Annotated in this window: 20 protein-coding genes and 1 pseudogene; 5 read left to right on the top strand and 16 right to left on the bottom strand. The window is 59.2% G+C overall.

What is annotated here, in order from left to right:
• Positions 1-2: 2 nt before the first annotated feature.
• The 12 genes and pseudogenes from tssG to tssA all read right to left on the bottom strand — a co-directional run bounded on the left by tssG (position 3) and on the right by tssA (position 10,299).
• Complete coding sequence (gene tssG / locus JKA62_RS24155; RefSeq protein WP_201819806.1) at positions 3-1,010, bottom strand: type VI secretion system baseplate subunit TssG; 1,008 nt, start codon at positions 1,008-1,010, stop codon at positions 3-5.
• Positions 974-2,761: a type VI secretion system baseplate subunit TssF gene (gene tssF, locus JKA62_RS24150; RefSeq protein ID WP_011336593.1), complete on the bottom strand. Its 1,788-nt coding sequence runs from the start codon at positions 2,759-2,761 to the stop codon at positions 974-976. Before tssF ends, tssG begins: the two co-directional genes overlap by 37 nt.
• Positions 2,762-2,788: 27 nt before the next feature.
• Entirely contained in the window at positions 2,789-3,220 is a 432-nt protein-coding gene (locus JKA62_RS24145) for a hypothetical protein (RefSeq protein WP_011336594.1), read from the bottom strand.
• Between the two features lie 17 nt (positions 3,221-3,237).
• Positions 3,238-3,681, bottom strand: a complete 444-nt coding sequence (locus JKA62_RS24140; RefSeq protein WP_201819804.1) for a hypothetical protein — start codon at positions 3,679-3,681, stop codon at positions 3,238-3,240.
• The gene (locus JKA62_RS24135; protein WP_011336596.1) at positions 3,678-4,082 is read right to left on the bottom strand and encodes a hypothetical protein; all 405 of its coding nucleotides are present in this window, start codon (positions 4,080-4,082) and stop codon (positions 3,678-3,680) included. The genes JKA62_RS24140 and JKA62_RS24135 overlap by 4 nt, the downstream gene beginning before the upstream one ends.
• Positions 4,079-4,462: a hypothetical protein gene (locus JKA62_RS24130; RefSeq protein ID WP_201819802.1), complete on the bottom strand. Its 384-nt coding sequence runs from the start codon at positions 4,460-4,462 to the stop codon at positions 4,079-4,081. The genes JKA62_RS24135 and JKA62_RS24130 overlap by 4 nt, the downstream gene beginning before the upstream one ends.
• A 20-nt stretch (positions 4,463-4,482) precedes the next feature.
• A complete protein-coding gene (locus JKA62_RS24125; RefSeq protein WP_011336598.1) occupies positions 4,483-4,866 on the bottom strand; it encodes a hypothetical protein in 384 nt (127 codons plus the stop codon).
• A 1,108-nt stretch (positions 4,867-5,974) separates the two neighbouring features.
• A pseudogene (locus JKA62_RS29080) lies at positions 5,975-6,268 on the bottom strand (PAAR domain-containing protein); the annotation flags it as partial.
• Between the two features lie 11 nt (positions 6,269-6,279).
• Positions 6,280-6,687, bottom strand: a complete 408-nt coding sequence (gene tssE / locus JKA62_RS24115) for a type VI secretion system baseplate subunit TssE (protein WP_039765135.1) — start codon at positions 6,685-6,687, stop codon at positions 6,280-6,282.
• Between the two features lie 9 nt (positions 6,688-6,696).
• A complete protein-coding gene (tssC, locus tag JKA62_RS24110) occupies positions 6,697-8,172 on the bottom strand; it encodes a type VI secretion system contractile sheath large subunit (RefSeq protein ID WP_011336600.1) in 1,476 nt (491 codons plus the stop codon).
• Positions 8,173-8,200: 28 nt separating this feature from the next.
• Entirely contained in the window at positions 8,201-8,704 is a 504-nt protein-coding gene (gene tssB, locus JKA62_RS24105; RefSeq protein ID WP_003229587.1) for a type VI secretion system contractile sheath small subunit, read from the bottom strand.
• Positions 8,705-8,736: 32 nt separating this feature from the next.
• Positions 8,737-10,299 carry a type VI secretion system protein TssA gene (gene tssA, locus JKA62_RS24100; protein ID WP_011336601.1) on the bottom strand — a complete coding sequence of 521 codons (1,563 nt, stop codon included), beginning with the start codon at positions 10,297-10,299 and terminating at the stop codon, positions 8,737-8,739.
• A gap of 715 nt (positions 10,300-11,014) precedes the next feature.
• Here tssA and tssI point away from each other — a divergent pair.
• The 3 genes from tssI (at position 11,015) to JKA62_RS28985 (ending at position 15,517) form a co-directional block, all read left to right on the top strand.
• Positions 11,015-14,371, top strand: coding sequence for a type VI secretion system tip protein TssI/VgrG (gene tssI / locus JKA62_RS24095; RefSeq protein WP_201819797.1), 3,357 nt, complete (start codon positions 11,015-11,017; stop codon positions 14,369-14,371).
• The gene (locus tag JKA62_RS24090; RefSeq protein WP_201819794.1) at positions 14,364-15,035 is read left to right on the top strand and encodes a DUF2931 family protein; all 672 of its coding nucleotides are present in this window, start codon (positions 14,364-14,366) and stop codon (positions 15,033-15,035) included. Before tssI ends, JKA62_RS24090 begins: the two co-directional genes overlap by 8 nt.
• 233 nt (positions 15,036-15,268) lie before the next feature.
• The gene (locus JKA62_RS28985) at positions 15,269-15,517 is read left to right on the top strand and encodes a hypothetical protein (RefSeq protein ID WP_236676644.1); all 249 of its coding nucleotides are present in this window, start codon (positions 15,269-15,271) and stop codon (positions 15,515-15,517) included.
• Positions 15,518-15,651: 134 nt separating this feature from the next.
• Here the strand turns inward: JKA62_RS28985 and JKA62_RS24080 are convergent, their stop codons facing one another.
• The 3 genes from JKA62_RS24080 to JKA62_RS24070 all read right to left on the bottom strand — a co-directional run bounded on the left by JKA62_RS24080 (position 15,652) and on the right by JKA62_RS24070 (position 17,455).
• The gene (locus JKA62_RS24080; protein ID WP_003213368.1) at positions 15,652-15,927 is read right to left on the bottom strand and encodes an HU family DNA-binding protein; all 276 of its coding nucleotides are present in this window, start codon (positions 15,925-15,927) and stop codon (positions 15,652-15,654) included.
• A 190-nt stretch (positions 15,928-16,117) separates the two neighbouring features.
• Entirely contained in the window at positions 16,118-17,266 is a 1,149-nt protein-coding gene (locus tag JKA62_RS24075; protein WP_201819789.1) for an NAD(P)/FAD-dependent oxidoreductase, read from the bottom strand.
• Positions 17,267-17,287: 21 nt separating this feature from the next.
• Positions 17,288-17,455: a rubredoxin gene (locus JKA62_RS24070; RefSeq protein WP_007954349.1), complete on the bottom strand. Its 168-nt coding sequence runs from the start codon at positions 17,453-17,455 to the stop codon at positions 17,288-17,290.
• Positions 17,456-17,654: 199 nt separating this feature from the next.
• On the opposite strand from JKA62_RS24070, the gene JKA62_RS24065 reads away from it, so the two are divergent.
• Positions 17,655-18,206, top strand: a complete 552-nt coding sequence (locus tag JKA62_RS24065; protein WP_201819786.1) for a chorismate--pyruvate lyase family protein — start codon at positions 17,655-17,657, stop codon at positions 18,204-18,206.
• Positions 18,206-19,096: a 4-hydroxybenzoate octaprenyltransferase gene (gene ubiA, locus JKA62_RS24060; RefSeq protein WP_201819783.1), complete on the top strand. Its 891-nt coding sequence runs from the start codon at positions 18,206-18,208 to the stop codon at positions 19,094-19,096. The genes JKA62_RS24065 and ubiA overlap by 1 nt, the downstream gene beginning before the upstream one ends.
• A gap of 51 nt (positions 19,097-19,147) precedes the next feature.
• Here ubiA and JKA62_RS24055 read toward each other — a convergent pair whose 3' ends face one another.
• A complete protein-coding gene (locus JKA62_RS24055; RefSeq protein WP_197868906.1) occupies positions 19,148-19,531 on the bottom strand; it encodes a COG4315 family predicted lipoprotein in 384 nt (127 codons plus the stop codon).
• Between the last annotated feature and the right edge of the window lie 22 nt (positions 19,532-19,553).

Here is a 19,553-nt window from a genome sequence, read left to right as displayed (position 1 = left end):
CCTTAATGAATTTTGCTGCCCAGGGTCACTACGCCGTCTGCTTTTTCGCAGCCCAGCCAACTGGTCCAACCCAGGCGACAGTCGTTCTTCTCGCCAATGCGCAGTTCGCGGATTTCTTCCGGGCGCAGCACCAGGCGAATGTCGTAATCGAGCGGGTCACGCAAGGTGAACCGCACCAGCGCGCAGAGCGGCTGGTAACCGAAACCGATCGGCAGGAATTCGTGGAATCGCTCCCAGTCGAGTTCGGTGATGTGAATGCGGAATTTGCCGCTGCGATCGCGCACGCGTTCGCCCAGCACCAGGTCTTCACCCAGTACGCTGTTGGCGAAGCCGAGGCGGTTGCGCTGTTCTTCGAGGATTTCCACGCGGCGCTCGATGCACTGCTCGATGACAAGGTCTTCGTGCTTGAAGTAGTAACGCAGCACCGCTTCGATCAGCGCCGCCGAGTGCGCCCGCAGGCTCAGCAGGCCGAGGTACGGCAGCAGGCGCTTCCAGTTCAGTTCCTTGGCCTTGCGAATCTCGTCGCCACCGAGGCCGATCAGGGCGAACAGTTGCGAGGAAAACGGGTCGACCGCGCCGCTCTGGAAGCTCGCGCGATAGCGGTACTTGCGCCAGATCGGCAGCATCAGCCGTTGCAGGCGATGGTGGAACAGGTCGAGGAAATTGCGCGTCGGGTTGCCGTCTTCGCTGTCGCCCAGGGCTTGTTCGCCATAGAACGCCGGCAGCGGTGAACCGGAACCGACCAGGCCGATCAGGTTGAACCGCAGGCGCGCGCGCATCTTTCCGTGCTCTTCGAAAAACTCCACGCGATCGACGTCGCTGCGCGGAAATCCGAGGCTCGGGTTGGCCTGGAATTCCAGCTGGTCGTACAGGTCGTCTTCGCTCAGGTACGGGTGCGCATCGCGCAGCCGGTCGATCACCAGCAGCACGGCCTGAAACAGCGAGTACTCGCGTATTACCTTCGTCAGCCCGCTTAAAGCAGGGGCTGCAGGCCCATACGTGGTGTCCATTGGTACACCTCTCCCTGTGTGCTTTTTACCCGCAGCTCATGGAATGAATTGAGACTGGCGTAAAGCGCGAAAAACTCATTGAGAACCGAGGCGAAGACGAACAGGTCGCCTTCGCCGATATACCCTTCCGGGTCGATGGTCAGTTCGGTGCGCAAACCGCGTACCGGCAGACCACGGTGCAAGCGGTCCACGTGGTGATGCTTGATGTGCTTGAGGCCGCCCAGCAGACGTTTGCTGACCTTCTCCGCGTGCTGGTCGTAGTAGCGCGGCAGGTCGTAGGTTTCGAGAATCACCTTCAATGCATTGACGTCGGCCAGCGACAGATAGTTAAGCGACATGTTGCTGATCAGCTTCCACAGGAAGTCACGGTTCAGCGGTGGCGCAAAACTGGAAGTGGCCGGGGTGATGTTGCGGAAACTCAGGAACTCCGGGGTCTCTTCGCAGGCCATGCAGATCTGCCCGAGCTTGAGTTTGCGCGGCAGGTTCTGGTTGGTGCAGACCAGCTCGATCGACAGGGTTTCATGGGCTTCGGTGTGGCGGATACCGAAGCTCAGGTAAGTGTCGAGGCCGTCGTGCAGCAGCGACGAACGCTGGCGGATGCTGTAATGCGGACGGCTGTTGGGCACGTCGAAACTCGGGTCGTGCTCGAAGGATTCGAACGGCACGTACTCCTGATAACCGAGACCGCCGGGCTTCCAGCCGGTCACGGTTTCCACCGAGAACACGCCGCAGTTTTCCAGATCGTATTCGGCCGGCAGCAGCAGGTATTCGTCCTGTTTGCCGTCGAGACGGATCGGCAGTGCGTCGTGCTTGAACAGGTTGACGATCGGTGTGCAGAACAGCTTCACGTTATCCAGGGTCGGACGCATGCGCATGATGCCGCTCTTGCGGATGTCGAAGCGCAATTCCAGGCCTCGCATCTGCTTGAGAGTGTCTTCCGGCAGTGCCTTGAGAATGTCCAGGCCGTGGACATCGACGAACAGGAACTTGTCCTGGAAGGCGAAGTATTCCTGCAGGTAGCGATAGCCGCGGAAGGTGTTCAGCGGATACGGGATCAGCGCTTCTTCTTCGGCAAAGCCCACCGGTTTCACCCGATCGCCCGGAATCTTGAACGCCATCGGCTTGCCGCTCACGCCATCGATCGGCTTGCCGGCGCCGTCGAGCGGGATCAGTTCGATGCCGTCGAGGTTGCGCAGCAGGCTCAGGTAGAGCATCTGGCTGATGTAGCGCTCGCCGGCAAAGTGCAGGCGCAGTTTGCTCAGCTCCAGCTCGCCGAGGTGGCCGTCGGCACTCATCTCCAGGCGCAGGCTGAGCAGCGAACCGTCGCCCTTCACCGAGTAGTTCAGCGCGGCCAGATCCAGCGCCATGACTTCGGTCGGGTAGCAGGTGCGAAAGCGGCAACGCACGTCTTCGATCGGCACGCTCTCGATCGGCGTATCACGCTCGACCTTCAGCGCCGGCCCGGAACGCTTGAGCGGGTCGAACTGCAGAATGCTGAACGCCGGCAGCGGGCGCATGTAGTTCGGCCACAACAACTGCATCAGGGAATGGCTGAGCTCCGGCAACTCGTCATCGAGCTTCTGGCGCAGCCGCCCGGTCAGAAACGCAAAGCCTTCAAGCAACCGCTCCACATCCGGATCCCGCCCGGCCTGCCCCAGGAACGGCGCCAACGCCGGGCTACGCTCGGCGAAACGGCGGCCCAGTTGGCGCAGTGCGGTGAGTTCGCTTTGGTAGTAGTGGTTAAAGGACACGGGTTACCTGCCTGGTAGTGGAACTCATCAAAAAAATATCCTGTAGAGCGCAACCGTCACGCCGGCGCAGAAGTAACCGGCGATCAGGAGGTACGGCACAAGCAGGATCCAGCCATAGGCCATGAAAGCATTGTCGAACGGCCCGATGACCAGGCTGCACAAGCCATAAAGCATCCAGGGCACCGCGTAGAAAGGGATGATCTTCAACGGCGCCAGCCAGACCATTCGCAGCGCCTGCTGCTCATTGCGGCTCTTCGCGGTTCGCGATACCCACAGCGCAAATAACAACAGTCCGGGCATGCCAAACCACAACAGATACACCCAGTGGGTCTCGGACGAATCGAATGTCGAATAATCGCCAATCCACAGGCCATAGGATGAAAACGCCAGCATGGCCAAGAATGGCGTCCACAAGGCACCCATGAAAAAACTCAGCTGCGCGCGGCTGAGGATGGGCATCTGATTCGATACACCGATCACGGGCAGGTCCTCATCTTCGAAAGCACGTTCTGCGAAGCAATCGCAGGCATTGCCTGCCGCATCAACGCGCGCTTTTCCAGGCGCAGCTCAATGAGCTGCGTGGCCAGAATCGCCAGCAACGTCACCCCGCCCTGAGCCACGGTGTAGAACAGCGCCCGCAACGGGTTGTCGGGCACCATCATGAATAGAATCCAGGCAACCATTAGTGTGAGCAGGCCGAGCTTGGCCCACAGTTTCGGGATAATCGCGGCCAGCGCGTTCACCCCGAAAAAGATGTAAATGAACATGTAGTGAGCAATACCGATCGCCACCCCACGGGTAGTAAATCCGCCGTTAAACGCCTTGTAGGCCACAACGACTGCGTTGTTCAGAAATACGTAGGCCACGCATCCCACCGCGTGAATCACCAGACACAGAGCAAGGCGCACGTAGATATTCATTGCTGCGCAATTCCCTGTTTTTGCGACGTGATCGCGACGCCCGTGTACAGATAGAGCTCGACGCCATCGTAGCCGCCGACAGCTGCGGCGCTGAGCGGATAACTGTCCCGTGTGCCATAACGAATCCAACCTTCGGTCCACATTCCACCACCCTCGTGGCGGATCTCAACGTAGTAGTCCGGTGCCTCGCTCCTGGTAATTTCAACGAATACCCCGCCATCTTCGGCACCGATCCACAGAGCATTGGGATGGGCGAACAGCTTGGGCTCGGTGGAGTGTTCCATTCGCAACAGCAACGCAAGGCCGATCAGAATCGCCAGCAAACCGACCGAGCTGAGAAAAGCTACAAGGCATTGCCAGGCACTGAGCTTCTTGGAGCCGATCCGAAAAAAGCGCTTCATGGGCAGAAAGCCCCGTTATCGACCGTCCATGAGCGAACACCCCTTTCTTCAGTTTTTTCTATGCTCGCCAAGGCTTTTCGTAATGTCTGCGCGTCGATGGTTTTAGTCGCGGCCGGACTTTTAAGCTTCAGGCTGTATCGGTCGCTGATCTGACCGGATACGTCTTCGCCGAAGGATTGATAGTTGGCGACAGAGCTGCGCTCATTCGGAGCCAACGTGAAGCTGCGTGGTTGATCGTCGTAGTTGGAGTCGTTTGCCAACGTCAGCTCCAGCGGTACTCCACAAGTGTTCTGCAGGTACACGTCATTGCGATAGACCCGTTGAGCAGCGCAGGCAGTCAACGTGGCCAAAAACGCGAAAGGCCCGGACCAGCCCAACATGCAGATGATTCCTGACAGCTTCATGGGCAGATCGAAGCCTCACGGATCGTCCACTCGCGCTGGGTTCCTTCAGTAACTTTCTCGACAACTGCCAGGCGCTGTTTCAACTGAGTGGCGTCAATGGATTTACTGCCCGCAGCGTCGTCGATGGTCAGCTGATAGTTGCTCGGGATCTGTTCGATCACGTCTTCACCGTACGAGGCAAAACTCGCCACGAGCGCACGAGCGCCTGCTGCAACTGTCAGGGTGCGATCCAGTGAGTGCATGTTTGAGCTATTGGAAACCTTCATCTCGAGTGGCTGGCCACAACGGTTCTCCATGTACACATGGTTGTTGTAGACCTGCTGCGCCGCACAGCCGTACAAGGAAACAAACAGCAGGATGAAACCGGCGAACCTAGTCATTGAATTCAACCCTGGCCAACCAAAGCAGGCTTTTCACGTCCTGTTCAGAAGCGGCCATGCGCTTCTGCAGGTTGGTGGACGTCTGGGTGTAGCTGCTGAAGTAATGCATGACATCCACCTCACCCGTGCTCGGTGTCGGGTGGTTTGCCTTGGGGTTTTGCATCAACGTTGAGGTTTCTTTGTGCGTCCACGAGTAGTTCGGGATCAGCCCACCACCGTATTCGTTGAGAATCAGATGCCCGAATTCATGGGCCGAGGTCTCTTTGAACTCTTCCTGCGCATAGTTGGCAGCATCCGCAGCCGTAAGGCCTTGACGCTTGACGAGTTGGTCAAAGGCGTAGCCAGCGTTGTGGTAAACCTTACGGGCAATTGCCAGGCTGGTCGAACGACCGAAGTCCGCTGACAACGAGTCAATCAACGGGAAGTTCCCGGCCTTTGGCTCGACGTTGACCTCGGCCTTGACCGTGACTTTGTAGACCCCTTTGCTGGTCGCGATTCCTTCGGCAATGCCACCACCGCGCGAACCATTGCGTGACCAATACAATTCGATGCCCTCCTTGGCCCAACCCAGCAAAGTGCTGAGCGGCGTAGGCACCAGGCCAGGCGTGGAACCAGTGCTGCCACCCTCCGAGAAGCTCGGGCGCAGCGTCACTTCCACGGTCTTGGCATTGCGATCAATACGCGCATCGACCCACTTCACCTCGTCAGCCGAACAAGTGAGCTTCACTTCGGTGACTTGCTGCTTGCCCGCTCCGGTCGCGGTCAGACGAACTTTGAGGTTCGGGCTTTTCAGGATTTTGGTGTCGAGGATGCCGGCAGTGTCGTACCCATCCCATTGCCACGGGTGCTTGCCAGGGGGCAAGAACGGGGCGGTATTGGCTTCGGTGTAGACCGGCTTTTCGCCGTCCAGCACTTCCAGCTTCACACTGTCTGCCGCGTCCATCCGGTTCTCGACGACGAAGTCGACCAGTTCGCGGTTTTTCGATGTTCCGGACTTCAGTTCATCGAAGTCCGGTATTTCCAGCGGGGTCAAAACCGAGTTGCCACCCGACTTCAGACCCAGTCGGTATTCCAGAGCAGCGGCGACCGCCAGGGCAGCAAGCCCCGAAAACGGTGCAGGCGTATGCGAATTCCCGATGATTACCGTCCCGGAGCCGGCAGTGACCTTGTTGCCATGGGCCCCGACTGAACCTACGGTGGCGGCCGGCTTGCCATTGATCAGAACCGTGGTCGCAAGGTCGCCGACCAATGCACTGCCACACGCCGAGGCATCGCCCTGGCGGGCCGCCGGCAGGCCGTCGAAGAACACGTCGCCGGAACCGGCGGCGATCGGGTTGGTGCCGTGGCCGGGGAGCGGGCAAGCGGTGGGGTCGGATACGCGTGCTGCAGGTTTGCCAGACATCGGGGTTCTCCTTAGTTGACCTTCACTTGACCGCTGCCATCCAGGCGCGCGGAGAAACTGACCTGACGCTTGAAACCCTCGACTTCCAGCAGACCTTCGATGCTGAAGGCCAGGCGAAGCTGATCGTGGTCACGCGGCAGGGAAATGACACGCACGTTGCTCAGGCGCGGCTCGTAGGCTTCGATGAAGCTTTCGATGGCCAGGCGGGCCTGACTCAGGGAGTCGTGCAGGCTCAGGCGCATGTCATTGAGATCGGGCAACCCGTAGTCGGACAGCGTTTGCACGCTGCCGGCCCGGGTGCTGAGCATTTTGGCCAGATGGGCAGCCACCGACGCCATGGCCGAAGCCTCGAGGCTCCTGCCCTTGCGTAGTTCCGCGTCGCCGTTGAGGCGTTCGAAAAGGCTGCCGTATCCGTCCATGAGTCGCTCTTACTCTTTGTCCAGCTTGCCAACCAGCGACAGGGTGAAATCGGCACCCATGTACTTGAAGTGCGGACGCACGTTCAGGCTGACGCGGTACCAGCCCGGCTCGCCTTCAACGTCGCTGACGATCACTTGCGCAGCGCGCAGCGGACGACGGCCACGGACTTCGGCGCTCGGGTTTTCCTGGTCGGCCACGTACTGGCGGATCCACTTGTTCAGTTCCAGCTCGAGGTCGGTACGTTCTTTCCACGAACCGAGTTGCTCGCGCTGCAGCACTTTCAGGTAGTGAGCCAGGCGGTTGACGATCATCATGTACGGCAGTTGGGTCCCGAGCTTGTAGTTCAGCTCTGCTGCCTTGCCTTCTGCGCTGATGCCGAAGAACTTCGGCTTCTGCACCGAGCTTGCGGAGAAGAACGCCGCGTTGTCGGAGCCTTTACGCATGGTCAGGGAGATGAAGCCTTCCTCGGCCAGTTCGTATTCACGACGGTCGGAAACCAGAACCTCGGTAGGAATCTTGGTTTCGATTTCGCCCATGCTTTCGAAGTGGTGCAGAGGCAGGTCTTCAACCGCGCCGCCGCTCTGTGGGCCGATGATGTTCGGGCACCAGCGGAACTTGGCGAAGCTGTCGGTCAGCTTGGTGCCGAACGCGTAAGCGGTGTTGCCCCACAGGTAGTGCTCGTGGCTGTTGGCAACGTTTTCCTTGTACACGAACGATTTGACCGGGTTTTCTTCCGGGTCGTACGGGTTACGCAGCAGGAAACGCGGCACGGTCAGGCCGACGTAGCGGGAGTCTTCCGAGGTACGGAAGCTCTGCCATTTGGCGAATTGCGGGCCTTCGAAGTGATCTTTCAGATCCTTCAGGTCCGGCAGGCCGGTGAAGCTTTCCAGGCCGAAGAATTTCGGGCCGGCGGCGGCGATGAACGGTGCGTGGGACATGCAGGCTACGCTGGACACGTACTGCATCAGCTTCACGTCCGGCGAGCTTGGGGACATGTAGTAGTTGGCAATGATCGCGCCAACCGGCTGACCACCGAACTGGCCGTATTCAGCGGTGTAGATGTGCTTGTACAGGCCCGACTGCATCACTTCCGGCGAGTCTTCGAAATCGTCCAGCAGGTCTTCTTTGGAGACGTTGAGGATTTCGATCTTGATGTTTTCGCGGAAGTTGGTGCGGTCGACCAGCAGTTGCAGGCCACGCCACGACGATTCCAGGGCCTGGAAGTCCGGGTGGTGCAGGATTTCGTCCATCTGACGGCTGAGCTTGGCATCGATCTCGGCGATCATGCGGTCAACCATGGCTTTCTTGACCGGCTCACCGTTGTTCTGCGGCTTGAGCAGCTCTTCGATGAACGCCGACACACCGCGTTTGGCGATGTCGTAGGCTTCGTCGTCCGGCGTCAGGCGGGTTTCGGCGATGATGCTGTCGAGGATGCTGTACTCGCCGTTTTCTGCGGCGTTCTGTTGTGCTGCGCTAGTGCTCATTGTGTTGGCTTCCTTGGCTGCTGGAGTCTCAGGCGTCCGGGGCTGCGGCGTTCAGGCCCAGCTCACCGAGTACGCGACCGCGGGATTCGTCGTCGGCGAGCACGCCTTCGATGGCTTTACGGAACGCAGGTGCGTTACCCAGCGGGCCTTTGAGGGCCACCAGCGCGTCGCGCAGTTCCATCAGTTTTTTCAGCTCAGGCACTTGCTCGACCAGGCTGGCCGGGTTGAAGTCCTTCATGGAGTTGACGCGCAGTTGCACAGCCAGCTCGTCGGCCTCGCCATCTTCCTGCAGACGGTTCGGCACGCTCAGCGTCAGACCCAGCTCTTGCTTGGCCAGCACTTCGTCGAAGGTCATCTTGTCGATGCTGATCGGCTTGCGATCCTCGATCTTGCGATCGTCCTTGCGGTGGGTGTAGTCACCGATTGCCAGCAGCTTCAGCGGCAGTTCAATCTCTTCCTGAGCACCGCCGGTGGCGGGTTTGAAGGTGACGTTGATGCGTTCCTTGGGGGCTACCGAGCCTTCTTTGGCCATGGCTTTTCTCCTTGCGGTTGTGGCCCTGGGGCCTATTCGAGTACCACTTCGAGATCGAGGTGGCACAGCCTGCGATAAATCTCTTCCTTGCGTTCACGTACGGCATGGTTCTGCGGTAACAACTCGCAGCAACTGTGCAGCAGGTGCAGCACTTCCAATGCAAGATCGGGCTCCCAGGCGTGCAGGCCTGAGTCCTGTAATGTCTGATCGAGGGTTTCGAGCTGGTTCTTGGCGAGTTCGTATTTCTTGGCCAGGAAGCACAGCCGCGCGAGGGCGAACTGCCAGAAGAAGCGTTCGCGGCCGCCGTGCGCCGATTGCAGGCCCTGCTTGAGGATCTGCACTGCGGGCTTGAGGCCTTCCTTGCGCAGGATCGGCTGGACTTCTTCGAGGGCCTTTTCCCAGGCCGGCTGGGTTTCGGCGTTTTCGGTTTCGACCTTGCGCGGCGCGCTGGCGCTTTGCAGGTGCGGCATGACGTTGGCGGCGATCCACGCCCGGGTGGACGGATCGGCGAACGGCGCGCCGTCATGGAAACGCAGCTCGATGATGCCGGGCAGGCGTTGAATCAAAAGCGCGAAGTGGATTTCCACTTCGCGCATGGCCAGCTCGGCGTTGAGGTTCTGGAGACATTCCCAGACCATCCTCTGGCCATCGAACCAGAACGGCGCCTTCGCCAGGCTCGCCTCCAGTTCCACCAGCAGGTCGGCGTATTTGCCCTGATCGAAACGGTCCTGATACTGCTTGAGCTTGTCGACCGGCAACCCGCGCAGCACGGTGATCTGCTCGGCGTTGCGCTCGGGCACCGCGTCGATCGTCATCCACAGCAAGGTGCGGTTGAGGCGCAGGGCGCGCAGGTCGGTAGCTTTCTGCTTGAGCCACCAGGCGCACAACGGGCGGGCGCTTTCCTGCTGTGCACGCAGGGCCTTGTGGGCTTCTTTCTCGTTGTCGATCGGCGCGCCCGGCGCCAGCAACTGGCTGGCGGCCTGCTTGACCTGCGCCACCGCCGCGCCCACAACACCGGGTGCCGGCTGGTTGTCGGCGGCGCGCTGGATCATGGTTTTCAGACGGCGGGAAAGCGGCAGCAGCAGTGGCGCATCATCGCCCAGATGCTCGGTGCAGGCGGCGTCGAGACCGGACAGATGCTCGGACAGTTGCCGGAACATCGGCAGCTGTTCCTTGATCGCGATGTTCTCGGTGATGACCTGCTCAAGACGCGGCACCAGCCAGCCGATGGCGGCGGCCCGGGTGCGGGGTTTGAGCGGGTGAACTTCGGCCCAATTGTTTTCCGACAAGTGGTGCAGCAGACCGAGGCCGGCCAGCAGGCCGGGGAAGGATTCACGCTGGTACAGCGACCACGTCAGCCAGGCGCCGACACGCAAATCCTTGGATTGGGTACGCAGGAGGTTTTCGCTGTTTTCGCGAATTTTCAGCCAGTCGATCTGCCCGCTTTCGTGCATCGACGAGGCTTTGGCCAGCTCGCTTTCCAGCGCCTCGAATTCGCTCGAAAAGCGAACGTCTTCGCCCGCAAAATTCTCTTTGGAAACAGAGACTTTAGCGAGTTCGAGGTAATGGGCGGAAAGTTTGCTTGAGTAGGACATCCATGGCCTTTATTAGGATTACGATCGTGCGCCTATTGGAGTTGCAGCGGCGCGGGACAGTATCGAAGAGCAGTCGGAAGACTCATCCAATTGAGTGTTTGCTCTTTCAAGTGCGCGCATCGTAATCACTATGATGGCCACTAGCAAGCATCTGATTAAACAACAAGACGAACTGTTCATTGGGCGCTGTAGGAGATCGCCCTATATGTGCCAGGGGTTTCCCTGATGTGCCTTTATATTTCACTTTTAAGCCTATCCCTTCCGGAAGCATTGGGCCAGAGCGGCCGGAGCGCGGCGTCTGGAACATCTGCACGCTCGTTCCACAAGTAAGCGGAGAAAGCATGACAAACCCCGAAAAAATTTGAAGTAGGACGCTTCCGAAAATACACCGCCATTTATTAACAAATGACTGGCGACAACAGACAACATTAAAAGTGCCATCAATTTGATGGCATTTTATATATTTAATAGTCATGAATCCTTGGCTGCACAAGACTATTACGCAGAATTCCAATCATCCGCTGTCACTTTCTCACAGCCTTTTCCCACAATTTCCACGTTGTTTTACAACCCGGAAAGCTCCGACTTAAACAAGCGATCCTTCTTACATAAATCTGTTTAACGCCTTGTTAGCGTGCCGGCCAATGTTCGCGTGCGCTGACCAGGGAGGGTTTCGACATCACGCCGATTTCTCTCTCTGCTTAAGGACAAGCGTATGCCTGGAGCTGTCAGTTCTGCGCACTTCACTCTGCAGATTTCTGCTGTTCGCAATGACTTCAAGGTGCTGGCCTTCGAGGGCACCGAGACCGTCAGCACCCTTTATGCCATTCACGTCGAACTGGTCAGTGAAGATCCCGACTTCGATATGGAAGGCCTGCTCGGTCAGACTGCCTTCCTGCAGTTCGGCCTGAACGATGAAGGCATTCATGGATGCATCGACGATGTGTTGGCGGGTGAATCCGACAAACGCCTGACCCGCTATCGCCTGACACTGGTGCCGAGCCTCCACTATTTGCAGTTCAGTCACGATCAACGGATTTACCAGAGTCAGACCGTCCCGCAGATCATCACGCAAACGCTCAAGCGACACGGCATCCTCGTCGATGCGTTCACTTTTCATGTCCAGCCCCTCGTGGCACGGGAGTACTGCACCCAATACGGCGAAAGCGATTTCGAGTTCATCCAGCGCCTGTGTGCCGAGGAGGGAATCGCCTGGCATCATCAGCACTCGGCGCAAGGCCATTTGCTGGTGTTCACCGATGATGCGGTTTTCCTCCCGACATTGCGTCCCACGCCCTTCCGGCGGGAAAACGGGATGGTCCCGGAATATCCGGTGGTCAGCAGCTTTTCCTTGCGCGCCGCCACTCGGACAAGCCGGGTCACCCGGCGTGGTTACGACCTGAAGCGACCGACGCTTTTACTCGAAAGCCGCTTCAGCGCCGGATTCACACCGACGCTTGAGGACTACCGATACCCGCTGCTGCTGGACAACGAAAAGCGCGGCAAGCATCTGGCCCGTCAGGCCCTGGAACGCCATCGCGCCGATTATGAAATAGCCGAGGGTCAAAGCAACCAGACGACCCTGCGCTGTGGCCATCTGCTTGAACTGACCGAACACCCTCGTCAGAACTACAACGGTCTGTGGCTGCTGCTCGGTGTCACCCACACCGGACGGCAGCCGCAAGTTCTGGAGGAGTCGGCCAGCAGCGAAACTCAATCGGCGGACGGCTTTACCCAAGGCTATCGCAACACCTTCTGCGCCATTCCTGCCGAAGTAGTGTTCCGCCCGCCACTGCCCGCACGCCGGCCCCCGCTGGTCAGCCAGACCGCCAGGGTGACAGGCCCCAAAGGCGAAGAGATCTACTGCGATGAGTTCGGTCGGGTAAAAGTCGAATTCCACTGGGACCGAGCCGAATTAAACAGTGAGCGCAGCAGTTGCTGGGTGCGGGTGTCGTCAAGCTGGGCCGGTAACGGTTTCGGTGTCGTCACCCTCCCCCGCCTCGGCATGGAAGTGGTGGTGACCTTCGTGGAAGGTGATCCCGACCAGCCGCTGATTACCGGCTGCGTGATCAACAAGGTCACCCCTGCACCCTACAAGCTTCCCGAGCACAAGACCCGAACCGTGCTGCGCAGTCGCAGTTCGCCCGACACCGGCGGCTACAGCGAATTGACGATTGAAGACCGCGCCGGACTGGAACTGGTCTACCTGCGTGCCCAGCGCGACATGGAGCGGCAGGTTCTCCATGACAGCCGGCTGGCGGTCGGGCGTGATCGTTGGGAAAGCATCCAGGGCAGCAGCCAGACGACGGCCGGAAAAATCATCACCGTCGAGGCGGGCCAGCAGGTGCAGATCAAGGCCGGCGCCAGCGTGGTGCTGGATGCAGGCGCCAGCATCACACTGAAGGCGGGCAGTCACCATATCGTGATCGACAGGGGTGGGATCTTCAGCAGTACCGAGATCGTGGCGGGAGGAAAGACGTCCACCAGCGGAGCCGTTGATCATCCAGAAGCCGCGATGGCGGGGGCATTGGAGGTCGGGCTGACGGCCTCATCCACTCAAGACCCGGAAGACGCCGAACTCGAAGAAGAGGAGGAAGAGGTCGAACTGGAGGATGAAACGCCTGCCGGCATCACCTTGCGGATCGGCGTGTTTTTCGATGGGACGGGGAACAACAAGGCCAACAGCGAAACGGTCGCGGCCTGCTATGCGCCAGATGCCAATCTGGCGGAGGCAGCCGAAGAGATTCAGAAGCACTGCGCCGCTTATGGCTATGACGGAAATGGCAACTCGCCGGATAACAGCTACGGCAATGATGTAAGCAATATCGTGCGGTTGCATGAGCTGTATACAGACCATGCCTTTGACGTATTACCAGAGAACACGAAACAGGCTTCCTTGCGCGTATACATCGAAGGCATCGGTACAACCGCTGATGGAGGCGATTCACTTTACGCACAGGCAACCGGCCGAGGCGAAACCGGTGTTCTGGCTCGTGTGGAGCAGAGCCCTGAAAAAATCATGGACCAAATGCGAACACTGATTAAAAAAAACCCCAATGCGCTAATAGAAAGAATCGAGCTCGATATTTTCGGTTTCAGTCGCGGCGCCGCCGCTGCACGGCACTTCGCGAACGAGGTACTCAAGGGCAAGCGCAGCATTCTCGCAAAGGCGCTGCCAGCGGGCTCTCCGTTCTTGGTCAGTGGCTTTGACTGGGATCCACAATCCAGTATCGGCATCAACTTCATTGGTCTGTTTGATACCGTCGCGGCAATCGCCAATCCATGGTTGCTCGACTTCACTGGCGCCAACAGCAGAAATCCGGGACTGAACTTGAAGCTGCCGGAGGGTTGCGCCAACAAAGTGGTGCACCTGGTGGCGCGTGATGAACATCGCGAGAACTTTGCCCTTAACAGCCTGGGTGAGATTGATCTGGTATTACCCGGCGCCCACTCGGATCTGGGAGGTGGTTATCTGCCCAGGGCCAGGGAGAAACTTCTATTGAGCAGTCCGGTCACCAGCACCATCAGCCGAAGCCACGAAGCGACCCGTAGCGCAGCTTACGTCACTGCCGAAAAGGAGGCGTTTGCCTGGTATACAAAAGGCGTCATCGAAGATGACGCTCCAGGCAATCAACTGCGGGTTGCACTCTGGGAAACCCCTGTCATTCAACGATTGGAAAGGGGCCGATCCACACCGGATCCCCAGAAGCGGGTTTATGCTGCGGCCATGATTGAGCGCCCGGTACACGGTGAGTTGTCGCTGGTGTATCTACGCATCATGCATGAGCTTGCGGTGAGAGCCGGTGTACCGCTCAAGTTGATTCCCGACAGGCCAGAGCTAAATTTGCCCGTAGAGTTAATACCCATTCACAAAAAACTCCAGGCTTACGCCTTGGGCGAGTCATCTGTTGAAGGACTGACTATCAAAGAACGGGCTTTGTTACGCAGTCGCTATATCCATCTTTCTGCGCACTGGAACGCAGCCAAAGATTTCAACAACAGCGACATGAGCATTGTTTTCATAAACCGACCGACAAAAGACAAACAACGAGTGGTGCACCCCCATGAATAAACCCACTCGTCCCATCAAAAAAAACACAGGTTTCATCTTCGGATTGCTGTTGTTGCTCTGCACTCCAAGCAATGCACAGCCGATCACCAAACAGCCCTGGTATCTTGGCTTCGGTGCACCCACCTACATGGAGGTCTGGATTGAAACGGCCGACGTGGTGGATATCCGCGAACGTGTATTCAAACGCGCCGGCGCCGGGATTGCCTCGGTGAACACCCCCGCCGACAACAAGGGCAAGCCCGCAGGATGGCCTGACAGCCCCGGCAGCGGCGCCGGACGTGACGTCACCGGTGCCGATCTTCCCCGCTTGATCTATGTGCGATGGCAATCATTGGCAGAGCCTCAAACCTACGAGGCCTACATTGTTATTCCCGAGTCCGCGCGGGAAATCATGCGCAAACCGGAAAAGGCTTTTTGCAGACTGGATGGCAAATGGATCACAGACTACCGCGACCGCATAGGTATTGGCTTGGCTCCAGGCGGCATTGCCAAGGTCTGGCTGGGAGCGCCTTGTCTCAAGTCTGTCGAGATAACTCGGGTTGAAGGGAGCATCGTCAAGCAGGGGCCGTATCAAGGGAAAAATGGAGGACGCTACGCGCTACCTCTTTCACCGGAGTCCAAAACCTACATCGAAAAATACGGCATCCCCTTCGGGAGCTGGTAAGGCATCTCACCCCCTCCAGTCACTTGCCAATCTGCAATCACTGAACAAAGGGATCCATAAGTAACGTCAGGGAGCGTTAAACCATCATGAGCGGCAGACACAATAAACGATCAATATCAGGGTTTGGATGCGCTTTGGTTGTCATGCTAACGCTCACAACCAGCACCTCTGCTCGTGCTGAGGGCTGCATCGGATTTGGATGCCTATTGAACGGTGGCCCCTTGGAGTTCTCGATGCTGACCGGGATCGGGTTGCTATTCACAACGGTTGGACCGTTCATTTCAACTTCAGACGCCAGTTTGGATGGCCCCTCGAAACATTACACCCAAGCCTTGATAGACGATGCAGCTGCGCATCTGGCGACGGAGGGTGAATACGAAAGTCCCATACTCGAATCCGAGTGGCGTAAATACCTGAAATCTTATGGACACCAGCCAAGCAAGAACGAGTTCGCCAGAATGGTGCTGGCCACCTACGGGTAACCGGCTAGACGAATCCCATAACGATCCACCAAGACCAGCTCGGCTCGCCATCAGCCAAAAAAATGGGCATCCGACCGCAATCGGTATGCCCATTTTTCATGCAGCGCGCCCAGCTGACCGGGCATTCGCCGCGATTACGGATTAACGCTGTCTTTCAACGATTTGCCTGGCTTGAACGCAACGGTGTTGCTGGCCTTGATCTTCACCGGTTCACCGGTTTGCGGGTTTTTGCCGGTGCGGGCACCGCGGTGGCGTTGCAGGAAGGTGCCGAAGCCCACCAGCGTGACGCTGTCCTTGCGGTGCAGGGCGCCGGTGATTTCTTCGAGAACGGCGTTGAGAACGCGGTTGGCCTGCTCTTTGGTCAGATCCGCTTTTTCAGCGATTGCAGCGGCGAGTTCTGGTTTACGCATTAGTGAAGCCCCTTTGACGGTTTTTTGTTGTTATGTCCGTGCTGTTCTCGTTGGAACAGCGCCCAAGGCGCCGCAGGCTCTACTCTGCGGCAGACGGGAGTGAGGATGGCACGCGGTTAAGGGCGGCGCCAGTCTCCCCGCGACGTTTGTGGGGGCAAAAGCGGGGTGATTCCGACAGAACGACCAGTATTTACGCCAGCAAGGCCGGAAGCTGTTTGTTCAGTGCGAGTTTTTCCATCACCGCCGCGCCGGTCAGGGCGTAACCGAGCAATTGCCCTTCTGCGTCGTGGCACAACACCTTGATATCGGCGCCCTGCCCCTCAACGGTCCAAACACCCTCGCGGCCCCGAGGCGGCGGGGAAACCACCAGTGGGCAGACCGGGGTTTTCACGGTGATCGGCATCGGTCCATAGTTCACCACGGTCGGGTTGCCGGCCAGGGTTTGTGCCAGCGCTCGCGCACAACTCATGAGGGGCATGACGTACAGAAGATTCAGCCCGTCGACCTCGGCGCAGTCGCCCAGGGCGTAAATGTTGGTGTGAGAGGTTTGCAGGTGACGGTCGACCACCACGCCGCGATTGGTCTGGATGCCGGCGGCTGCCGCCAGGTCGATCCGCGGGCGCAGGCCGATGGCCGAGACCACCACATCGCACGGGACAACCTGACCGTCGGACAGGTGCGCTTCCAGCCCATCCGCGACTTTTTGCAGGCGGGTCAGCACCGGGCCGAGGTGGAAACGTGCACCGAGGCTTTCCAGCCCGGCCTGCACCGCAGCCGCCGCCGCGGGATGCAGAAGAGTCGGCATGACCTGTTCGCACGGCGCGACCAGCTGCACCTCGTAGCCGCCCAGAATCAGGTCATTGGCGAACTCGCAGCCGATCAGTCCGGCGCCGAGCAGCAACACCCGACGCTTGCCGGCCGCTGCGGCGCGAAAACGGGCGTAGTCTTCGAGATCGTTGATCGGGAACACCAGGTCCGCGCCATCGCCTTCGATCGGCACACGCACGGTTTCCGCGCCCCAGGCGAGGATCAGGTCGCGATAGCTCACCGCTTCCTCGCCGATCCACAGACGCTTGTGGCCCGGATCGATGCCGCTGATGCGGGTGTGGGTGCGGATTTCGGCCTTCAACTGTTCGGCCATGGCGCCCGGCTCGGCCATGCTCAGGCCGTCGGCGTCCTTGTTCTTGCCGAAGCCGGTGGACAGCATCGGCTTGGAGTAGGAGCGACCGTCATCGGCGGTAATCAGCAGCAACGGGGTTTCGCCATCGAGTTTGCGAAACTCGCGGGCCAGGTTGTAACCCGCCAGCCCGGTGCCAACGATTACGACAGGTGCGCTCATGCCCTACTCCTCAGTGTTTTCTCAGTTGATTTCGATCATTTCGAAGTCCATCTTGCCGACGCCGCAGTCCGGGCACAGCCAGTCTTCCGGCACGTCCTGCCACAGGGTGCCCGGCGCAATGCCGTCATCCGGCCAGCCGTCGGCTTCGTTGTAAATCAGGCCGCAGACCACACATTGCCACTTTTTCATTCAGGTACTTCCTCAGGGTTCAGGCTTTAACCGGCGCGGACGGTCGATGGTGCAGCGCTGCCGTCCGGCTCAGGGCGTTTTGTACTGATCGTGCCGGGCAGATGCAAGCCTGTTCGGCGCAGCGGCGACCCGGATCAATCAAACTCGCGGCTCACCATGGTAAGCTCGCCGCCTCATTTGCTGCCAATACTGACTCATTGTGCAACTCAAAAATGCCCCGCTGTGGTGCCCGCAAAGCCACCTGACACCCCTCCCCGACACATCCACGCTCGACTGGCTGTTCGACGAAGGCTCCCTGACCCGCCGCCTGACCCGTCTGTCCGATGACGGCTTCAGCGTGACGCCGCTGTTCGAAGGCTGGCAGACCCTGCGCGACGACGAATGCGCCGCGCTGGATCTGGCCGAAGGCAGCGAGGGCTGGGTGCGCGAGGTGTATCTGCGTGGGCATGGCGAGGCCTGGGTGTTCGCCCGCAGCGTGGCGTCGCGCAGTGCCTTGCAGGGCGACGGCTTGCACATGGATGAACTGGGCAGCCGCTCGCTGGGCGAACTGCTGTTCTGCGATCACGCCTTCCAGCGTCGCGCCATCGAGGTCTGCCATTACCCGGAACACTGGTTGCCCGAAGGTTCCCGGGCTGCCGGCCTGTGGGGACGGCGCTCGCGGTTCGACCGTGGCGCATTGAGCGTACTGGTGGCGGAGATTTTCCTGCCTACGCTGTGGGAAGCCGTCCGCGCCCGTCCGGAGAACTGCTGATGTACCAAAGCCTGCTCAAATCTCTGAATCGCTTGAACCCGCGCGCCTGGGACTTCATCCAGTTGACGCGGATGGACAAGCCGATCGGCATTTACCTGCTGCTGTGGCCGACCCTCTGGGCCCTGTGGATTGCCGGTAAAGGCTCGCCATCGCTGGCCAATATCGTGATTTTCGTCCTCGGCGTGGTGCTGACCCGTGCCGGCGGCTGCGTGATCAACGACTGGGCCGACCGCAAGGTCGACGGCCACGTCAAACGCACTGCACAGCGGCCTATTGCTGCCGGCAAGATCAGTTCTAAAGAGGCGCTGGTGTTCTTCGCGCTGCTGATGGGCGTGAGTTTCCTGCTGGTGCTGTGCACTAATGCGGCGACGATCTGGCTGTCGCTGGGCGGTCTGGCGCTGGCGTTCACCTATCCGTTCATGAAGCGCTACACCTACTACCCGCAAGTGGTGCTGGGCGCGGCGTTCTCCTGGGGGATGCCGATGGCGTTCACCGCCGAAACCGGTGAGCTGCCGGCAACGGCCTGGCTGCTGTGGATCGCCAATCTGCTGTGGACGGTGGGTTACGACACTTATTACGCGATGACTGACCGCGACGATGACCTGAAGATCGGCGTGAAATCCACGGCGATCCTGTTCGGCGATGCCGACCGGGTGATCATCCTGACCTTGCAGGCTCTGTCACTGGGCTGCCTGGTGCTGGCGGGATCGAAATTCGAGCTGGGGATGTGGTTCCACCTCGGCCTGCTGGTGGCGGCCGGATGCTACGCCTGGGAGTTCTGGTACACCCGCGACCGGGACCGGATGCGTTGCTTTAGGGCGTTCCTGCACAACCACTGGGCCGGGCTGGCGATTTTCGTCGGGATCGTGCTGGATTATGCGTTGCGTTGATCCACAGAACCTGTGGGAGCGAGTTTGCTCGCTCCCACAGGGCATTTGCGTTTATTTGTGCTCGCGCATCACGTGCCACACGTCCTTCATGCCATCGCCCTTCATTTCTCCGGGCTTCTCATCCTTCATGAACGTATACAGCGGTTTGCCGTCGTAGGCGTATTGCATCATGCCGTCATCGCGTTTGATGACCGTCCATTTGCCTTCGGCCTTGGCGCCTGCGGGAGCCATCAGCGGCGGCCAGTTCTTGGCGCAGTCGCCGTTGCACATCGACTTGCCGCCACTGTCCTTGTCGAACGTGTAAAGCGTCATGCCCTTGTGGTCGACCATCATTCCGTCTTTCATCATGGCCGGCTCGGCCGCCATCGCCAGTCCAGGCAAAGTCAGGGCGGCAGCCATCAGCAAAGCCTTAAAGGAAGCAGTCATTTGAGTCATGGAAACCTTCTCTTGTGGTTGT

This window comes from Pseudomonas sp. B7, assembly GCF_016735645.1.
Classification (GTDB): domain Bacteria; phylum Pseudomonadota; class Gammaproteobacteria; order Pseudomonadales; family Pseudomonadaceae; genus Aquipseudomonas; species Aquipseudomonas glycinae.
This window is presented reverse-complemented; position numbering and strand designations above follow the sequence as displayed.

Coding starts and splice junctions, on each gene's coding strand:
- tssG (WP_201819806.1), bottom strand. CDS start 1,010: ATGGACACCACGTATGGGCCTGCAGCCCCTGCTTTAAGCGGGCTGACG.
- JKA62_RS24145 (WP_011336594.1), bottom strand. CDS start 3,220: ATGCCCATCCTCAGCCGCGCGCAGCTGAGTTTTTTCATGGGTGCCTTG.
- JKA62_RS24140 (WP_201819804.1), bottom strand. CDS start 3,681: ATGAATATCTACGTGCGCCTTGCTCTGTGTCTGGTGATTCACGCGGTG.
- JKA62_RS24135 (WP_011336596.1), bottom strand. CDS start 4,082: ATGAAGCGCTTTTTTCGGATCGGCTCCAAGAAGCTCAGTGCCTGGCAA.
- JKA62_RS24130 (WP_201819802.1), bottom strand. CDS start 4,462: ATGTTGGGCTGGTCCGGGCCTTTCGCGTTTTTGGCCACGTTGACTGCC.
- JKA62_RS24125 (WP_011336598.1), bottom strand. CDS start 4,866: ATGACTAGGTTCGCCGGTTTCATCCTGCTGTTTGTTTCCTTGTACGGC.
- tssE (WP_039765135.1), bottom strand. CDS start 6,687: ATGGACGGATACGGCAGCCTTTTCGAACGCCTCAACGGCGACGCGGAA.
- tssC (WP_011336600.1), bottom strand. CDS start 8,172: ATGAGCACTAGCGCAGCACAACAGAACGCCGCAGAAAACGGCGAGTAC.
- tssB (WP_003229587.1), bottom strand. CDS start 8,704: ATGGCCAAAGAAGGCTCGGTAGCCCCCAAGGAACGCATCAACGTCACC.
- tssA (WP_011336601.1), bottom strand. CDS start 10,299: ATGTCCTACTCAAGCAAACTTTCCGCCCATTACCTCGAACTCGCTAAA.
- tssI (WP_201819797.1), top strand. CDS start 11,015: ATGCCTGGAGCTGTCAGTTCTGCGCACTTCACTCTGCAGATTTCTGCT.
- JKA62_RS24090 (WP_201819794.1), top strand. CDS start 14,364: ATGAATAAACCCACTCGTCCCATCAAAAAAAACACAGGTTTCATCTTC.
- JKA62_RS28985 (WP_236676644.1), top strand. CDS start 15,269: ATGCTGACCGGGATCGGGTTGCTATTCACAACGGTTGGACCGTTCATT.
- JKA62_RS24080 (WP_003213368.1), bottom strand. CDS start 15,927: ATGCGTAAACCAGAACTCGCCGCTGCAATCGCTGAAAAAGCGGATCTG.
- JKA62_RS24075 (WP_201819789.1), bottom strand. CDS start 17,266: ATGAGCGCACCTGTCGTAATCGTTGGCACCGGGCTGGCGGGTTACAAC.
- JKA62_RS24070 (WP_007954349.1), bottom strand. CDS start 17,455: ATGAAAAAGTGGCAATGTGTGGTCTGCGGCCTGATTTACAACGAAGCC.
- ubiA (WP_201819783.1), top strand. CDS start 18,206: ATGTACCAAAGCCTGCTCAAATCTCTGAATCGCTTGAACCCGCGCGCC.
- JKA62_RS24055 (WP_197868906.1), bottom strand. CDS start 19,531: ATGACTCAAATGACTGCTTCCTTTAAGGCTTTGCTGATGGCTGCCGCC.